General features: G+C 77.4%; 3 protein-coding genes. All 3 read right to left on the bottom strand.

The features are described 5' to 3' along the window. Positions 1-1366: 1366 nt before the first annotated feature. On the bottom strand, positions 1367-3022 hold the full coding sequence (locus ACFVXH_RS34925; RefSeq protein WP_387829918.1) for a protein kinase: 1656 nt from the start codon (positions 3020-3022) through the stop codon (positions 1367-1369). Beyond that, a complete protein-coding gene (locus ACFVXH_RS34920; RefSeq protein WP_387829915.1) occupies positions 3019-3672 on the bottom strand; it encodes a hypothetical protein in 654 nt (217 codons plus the stop codon). Before ACFVXH_RS34920 ends, ACFVXH_RS34925 begins: the two co-directional genes overlap by 4 nt. Before the next feature lie 304 nt (positions 3673-3976). Beyond that, positions 3977-6142, bottom strand: a complete 2166-nt coding sequence (locus tag ACFVXH_RS34915; RefSeq protein WP_387829912.1) for an N-6 DNA methylase — start codon at positions 6140-6142, stop codon at positions 3977-3979. Between the last annotated feature and the right edge of the window lie 203 nt (positions 6143-6345).

The following is a 6345-nucleotide window of genomic DNA, read 5'->3' as shown; positions in this document are numbered from 1 at the left end:
CGCATCCACACACTCTGCACCCAACACGGCATCCCAACAGCAACCTGACCTAGATCAAATACTTCGCCAGCAGAGTCATCCAGCCGACTTCCCACTCCCAGCCGCCCCGCACCGGTCGGCGCCCGCACGGGGGAACGCCACGCCCACGCGGTCATCCGGCGGCCGGTGAGCCCGAGCCGCAACCGGCGACGGAGGACGGCGCCCAGGAGGGGCAGGCGCCAGGTGCTGTCGTGGCGGTTGCCGCCGGTTGGCGTGACAGCCGACAGCATGCGCCAGCCACCAGCCGTCACACGGCGCCTCGAACCCGGCCCGACACAGCCGACGGACCCAGCCGCCTTGCCAGTCACCGCGACGGCCCCAACAGCGCGGAGCCACCTCCCGGCATGACAGCCGACGGCACGCCCCGGCCGCCAACCGTCACACGGCGCTCCGGACCCGACCCCCGTGCGGGCCACCGCGACGAACCCAACGATGCGAGCCGCCGGTCGGCAGGACGCCCCCGGCCACCAGCCGCCACATGCCGCTCCGAGCCCCGCACGGCACGGCCGACCGGACCCGCTCCCGTTGTGGGCCGCCACGGTTGGCCCGCCGATGCGAGCCGTCGATCGCCACCCGCGACCGGTCCACGTCACCGGCATGGTGCCGCCCGGTGGGCAGCCGCTCCCCCGTCCCAGTGCGTGCCAGTCCCGAAGCCGCGCTCCTGCGGCAGACGGCTCCGGTCGTCCAACGGCGGGCGGCCGGATCCCTGGAGCCGCCGCCGCACCAGCGGCGGCTCGGTCCTGCCCCACAGGTTGTCCGGCACCGACCACGGCGGTCTCCTTCCCACGGCCTGCCCAATGCCCCGCTCGCTCAGCGGCGGGGCGGGTGCCAGGGGCGGCGGCGAGAGTACGGGTGAAGCGGTCCCCTCCCCACAGCCCGCCCGACACCCCGCCCCCTCAGCGGCGGGATGGGAGCCAGGGGGCGGCGGTGAGGGTGAGGGTGGAACGGTCTCCTCCCCACGGCCTGCCCGATGGCCCGCCCCTCAGTGGCGGGCGGGAGCCAGGGGTGGCGGTCGGGGTGAGGGTGGCGCGGTCTCCTCCCCTTGCCTGCCCGATGCCCCGCTCGCTCAGCGGCGGGGTCGGGGCCAGGGAGTGGCAGTGACAGTGAGGACGAAGCAGTCCCCTCCCCACAGCCCACCCGACGCCGCGCCCCCTCAGAGACGGGGCGCGGTCCAGGAAGCGGCGGTGGGAGTGAGGGTGGAACGGTCTCCTCTCCACGGCCTGCCCGATGCCCCGCCCCTCAGGGACGGAATGGGGGCCAAGGGGCGGCGGTAGGGGTGAGGGCGAAGCGGTCTCCTCCCACACGGCCCGCCCGACGAGCCGCCGCCTCAGGGGCGGGGCGGGGGCCAGGGGGTGGCAGTGGGGGTGAGGGTGGAGAGGGATTGGCGGAGGCGGCGGACGGTGGGGTGGTGGGGGCCGTCGCGGCGTTCGCGTTCGAGGAGGAGGGGGAGGAGCCACTGCCAGGCGTTCTGGGGGTCTCCGGTGGCGGCGAGGTGGAGGCCGATGCGTTCGCGGAGGTCGTAGCCGCGCTCGGGGTCGGTGTCGAGGCCGGATTCGAGCCGGGCGGTGTGGGCGGTGAGGAGGGCCTGGTACTCGGCGAGGGCTTCGGGGCCGTGGCCGAGCCGGTCGAGGCAGATGGCGGCGCGGTAGCGGTAGTCGAGGCCCTGGGGGCCGTGCGGGCCGCCGTCGGCGGTGGCGGCGAGGCGGCGGTACTCGGGGAGGGCCTGCTGGGGGTGGCCCTCGTGCAGGAGGGTGCGGGCGTAGATGCTGCGGATGGTGCGCACCAGGGGTGCGGCGTCGCCGAGTTCGGCCTCGGCCCGGGGCAGCAGGCGGGCGGCGAGGCCGAGTACCTCGGTGTGGCGGCCGGCGTCGACCAGGTCGGAGAGCCGGGCGCACTCGGCGCCGAGGTCCAGGCCCGTGGGAACGGGGGGTGGGGTCGGAGGGGTCGAAGGCGCGGGCGGGATGAGGAAGGGTCGCGGCTCGGAGCGGACCACCGACGGCGGGGCGGCCGGGGCAACCGGGGCGGCCGCCTCGGCCGGCGGCTGCGGCTGGTGCGGGTAGCGGAAGGGCCGGGCCGGGTCCGGCAGCGGGGTGTAGCGGGGCTGCGGGGCGCCGTGGGCCGGGGGCAGCAGCGGGAGCAGCCGCGCGTAGACGGTCCGGGCGTCGGCCGGGCGGTCGGCGGGCTGCTTGGCGAGCAGGTCGAGCACCAGCTGTTCCAGCGGCTGCGGCACCTCGGGGCGCAACTCCCGCAGCGGGACGGGCGGTTCGTCGACGTGCCGGCGCAGGACGCCGAGCGCGGTGGGGGCCCGGAACGGCTCCTCCCCGGCCAGCATCTCGTGCAGCAGGCAGCCGAGCGCGTAGAGGTCGCTGCGCGGGTCGGTGGTGGCGGCGAGGGCCTGCTCGGGCGCCATGTAGGAGGGGCTGCCGACGGGCACGCCGGTGAGGGTGAGCCGGGTGGTCTCGGTGTCGAGGGCGGTGGCGATACCGAGGTCGAGCAGGACGGTGCGGCCGTCCTCGCGGACCATGACGTTGCTCGGCTTGAGGTCGCGGTGGACCACCGGGATGGCGTGGACGGCGGCCAGCGCGGTGCACAGCTGCGCGGCGACGGCCGCCGCGCGCTCGATCGGGAAGGGCGCGTCCTCGGCGATGAGGTCGGCCAGGCTGACCCCGGGGATGCGCTGCATGACGAGGTAGAGCTCGCCCTCGTCCTCGCCCGCGTCGAAGACGGTGACCAGCCCGGGGTGGTCGAGCGCGGCCGTGACCCGGCACTCGCGCAGGAAGCGGCGGCGCAACTCGTCACCGTGGCGGGCCCGTTCGCCACCGGAGCCGGCCCCGCCGGGGACCAGGTGCTCGGGGCGGAGCAGCTTGACCGCGACCGGGCGGTACAGCCGTTCGTCCTGGCCGGCCCAGACCTGGCCCATGCCGCCGTGGCCGATCTTCTCGGTGAGCCGGTAGCGGCCGGCGATCAGCCGGGTGGCGGTCACGGCCGGTCCTCGCGGGCCTGGCGGCGCAGCAACTCGCCCAGCTCGCGCAGGTCGTGGGCGGTCTCGGGGGCCGGGGTCACCGGGCCCTGGGCGGCGGGAGCGGGCACGCCGTACCCCGGTACGGTCGCCGCGTACGGCGAGACGGTGGGCACCGCGTACGGCGAAACGGCCTGCGGTACGGCCCGCGGCGCCGGACGCCCGGCCAGCCAGACCGCGCGGCTGTCCATCACCAGGAAGTGCGCTGTCGGCAGGAGCCAGAGCACGGCCAGGGTGATCGAGCCGGTGGTGTCGGCGGCCGGATTCTTCAGGGTGCCCGCGATCCCGGCGGAGACGATCATGGTGAGCAGCAGCGCGCAGAACACCGCCGCGCCGAGGATGTCGTACGCCCGTCGGCGCCGGACCGCCAGCAGCAGCGAGGGGACGGCCCCGAGCAGGCCGAAGGTGAGCAGCGGGGCCAGCGCGCAGAGCACCCGCGCGACCACCCCGAACCGCCCGGGTACCGGAGCCTGTCCGGCCACCGCCACCGGCCGGGGCAGCCCGCCCGGCAGTCCGCCCGGCACCGTGCCCGGCGCGTACCCCTGCCCCGGCCCCGGCCCGTACGGCGTTCCGCCGGGCGGCGGTCCGAACTGCCCGGGGTACTGCCCTGACATGCGCGCTCCTGAGCTGGTGAGGACCGGCACCGACGGACGGTGCGAACGGCTGCGCCCACCGTACCGCCAGGCCCGGTCGCCCCGGAGGGCTTCCGTCCGCCTGCTGTCGCATCGGTATCACGCCGGTACCGCGCCGGTACTGAGCCGTGGTCACCTCCGAAACGGACCCCGTCCCTCCCTCGGCCACCGCCGTCCACCGGAGCGGACGCGACGCCGACCCGAGGACGGGCCCCGGGGCGGGACCGGTCGTCCACGCCGGAGCCGCACGCCGCCTCGGGGTGCGTGCACCGCTGGGAGGTGTGCCCTACTCCGGCGGCGCCAGCGCGCCGGTCGCCAGGGCGTCGGTGGCGGCCCGGGCGAGGCCGCGGCCGAGGGCGGCGGCCTGGGTGAGGGCGGCGTCGAAGGCGGCGAGGCGGGCGAAGGCGGTGCCGAGGCGGTGCTGGGCGGGGAGTGGGAGGCGGGGCAGTTCGACGCGGCGGATGTCGAGGCGGGCGGTGGTGGTGGCGTGGCTGGCGGCGCGTCGGGTGCCGGCGGTGGAGCGGAACTGGCCGGCCAGGAACTCGGGGTCGAGGGCGGCGGGGTCGGGCCGCAGGAGGTGGAGTTGGCGGCCGAGGGCGGCGCCGACCAGCGGGCCCTCGGCGGGGACGACCCGGGCGGTGCCGCCGCCGAGGGCGGGGACCAGGACGTCGCCGGGGCGGGTGCGGACGTCCCCGGCCGGGCCGGGGCCGGTGGCGAGGACGGCGCTGGGGGCGGCTCCGGTGGCGAGGTCCTGGTCGGTGACGACGGGGGTGCCGCCCGAACCGGCCGGCCGGGTGGCGGCGCCGGTGCCGGAGGAGTACACCTCCAACGCGCCGCCGCGGACCAGCTCGCCGATGGTGACCACCCCGACGGGCGCGGCACCGGACGCGCCGTCGGTCGCGGCGCCCGGCCGCGGCAGCAGCGTGACCGGGTCGGGCAGGTCGGCCAGCAGTTCGGCGAGCCGGCCGCCGAGGTGGGAGAGTTCGGCCGCGCCGCCGAGCGGGGCGGCGGGCGGGACGTGCCGGGCCGGGGAGAGGTCGGTCTCGTCGTCGAGCAGGTCGATGGCGGCCATCACCCGGTGGACGCCGGGGCGGTCGGCGGGGACGGGCAGGCCCTCGCGCGCGGCGAGGTCGAAGCCGCGCCAGGCGTCCAGGACGGTGCGGCGCAGCCCGGTCCAGTCGACCTTGTCCCGGCCCCCCTCGGCGGCCTGCGCCCCGGCGGCCCCGCCCGGTCCGGTAGGTGCCGGGCCGGAGGCCGACGCCCCGGCGTCCAGCATCAGCACCTGGCGGAAGTCGCTTCCCGGCAGGGGCGCGCGCAGCACCCACAGGTGCAGCGGGACGCCGTACGGCGGGGCGGCGCCGGCCGGCAGCGCGATGACGGCCCGCAGCGCGCCGGAGCGGAGCAGTTCGGCCCGGATGCGGCGGCCGGCCCGGCGGGCGGCGACGGTCGGCGGGAGCAGCAGCGCGGCGAGGCCGCCGGGGCGGGAGTGGGCGAGGCAGTGCAGCACCCAGGCGAGTTCGGACTCGCCGCGCGGCGGGACGAGCCCGCCGGGCCAGCGGGTGTCGTACTGCAGCTCGTCGTGGCCCCAGTCGCGCTCGTTGTACGGGGGCTGGCAGAGCACCGCCTCGAAGGTGTCGCCGGGGAAGCCGTCGGCGCGCAGGGCGTCGCCGGCCCGCAGGTCGAGCGGCAGCGGGCCGGGCTCGTCGGCGGGGGTGTGCAGGGCGATCCGGAGCCGGGCGAGGGCGGCGGCGACCGGGTCGGCGTCCTGGCCGTAGCGGCCGGTGGTCGGCGGGTGGGCGAGCAGGACGGAGCCGAGGCCGACGGCCGGGTCGAGCACGGTGGCGGGGACGCCGGCGACGGCGGCGAGCAGCTCGGCGGCCTCCGGCGGGGTGGGGCTGAGCTGGCGGGTGTTGGCCTCGGCGTACCGGGTGAGCAGCTGCTCGTACGCGCCGACCGGGCCGGCCTGGGCGGCGAGTTCGGCGAGCAGCCGGGCGAGGTCCAGCTGGGTGCTGCCGAGCAGGCCGGGGAGGCCGAGGGTGCGGGCGCCGTCCGGGCCGAAGGCGTGGACGGCGGTGCCGGCGACGGCCCGGGGCAGTGCGAGGGCGAGCCGGGCGTCGGGCCGGTCGGCGAGTTCGGCCCACTGTCCGGGCTCGCGGTGCAGCAGCAGGAGCAGGGCGCCCGCCTCGACCAGCGGGGCGGCGGGGTGGCCGGCCGGGTCGCGGAGGGTGTCGACGAGCTGCCAGACCCGCTCCAGCAGCGGGAGTTCGGCGATCTTGCCCTGGGCGCGCAGCCAGGACTCGACCTCAGCGAGCGCGAAGGCCGGGCTGGCGTCGGTGCCGCCGACCGGGCGCGGGAAGTCGGGGTGGCGGCGGCGCCAGTTGCTGACCGCGGCCCGGCCGACGCCGGCCAGCCGGGCGATCTCGGCGGCGGTCACTTCGGGACGGTCCGGCACGGGGGCTCCTTCGGTGGGGGCTGCGACCGCACTGCGGGCGGGGGCTGGGCGCCGGGCCGGGGGTGGGCGGCTCGGGGCTGTGACCGCACAGCATAGCGACGAGCCTCTCGATCCCAGTTCACATGTGAACAGAGCTCTTTTGTGAAATCGCATTGACATGATTCACGCCCGAGTGGTGTGATCTCTCCGTCGCCACCGAACGG

It is taken from the genome of Kitasatospora sp. NPDC058184 (genome assembly GCF_042883725.1).
Lineage (GTDB): Bacteria > Actinomycetota > Actinomycetes > Streptomycetales > Streptomycetaceae > Kitasatospora.
Note: the sequence above shows the minus strand (reverse complement) of the source record. Positions and strands in the feature narration are given on the sequence as shown.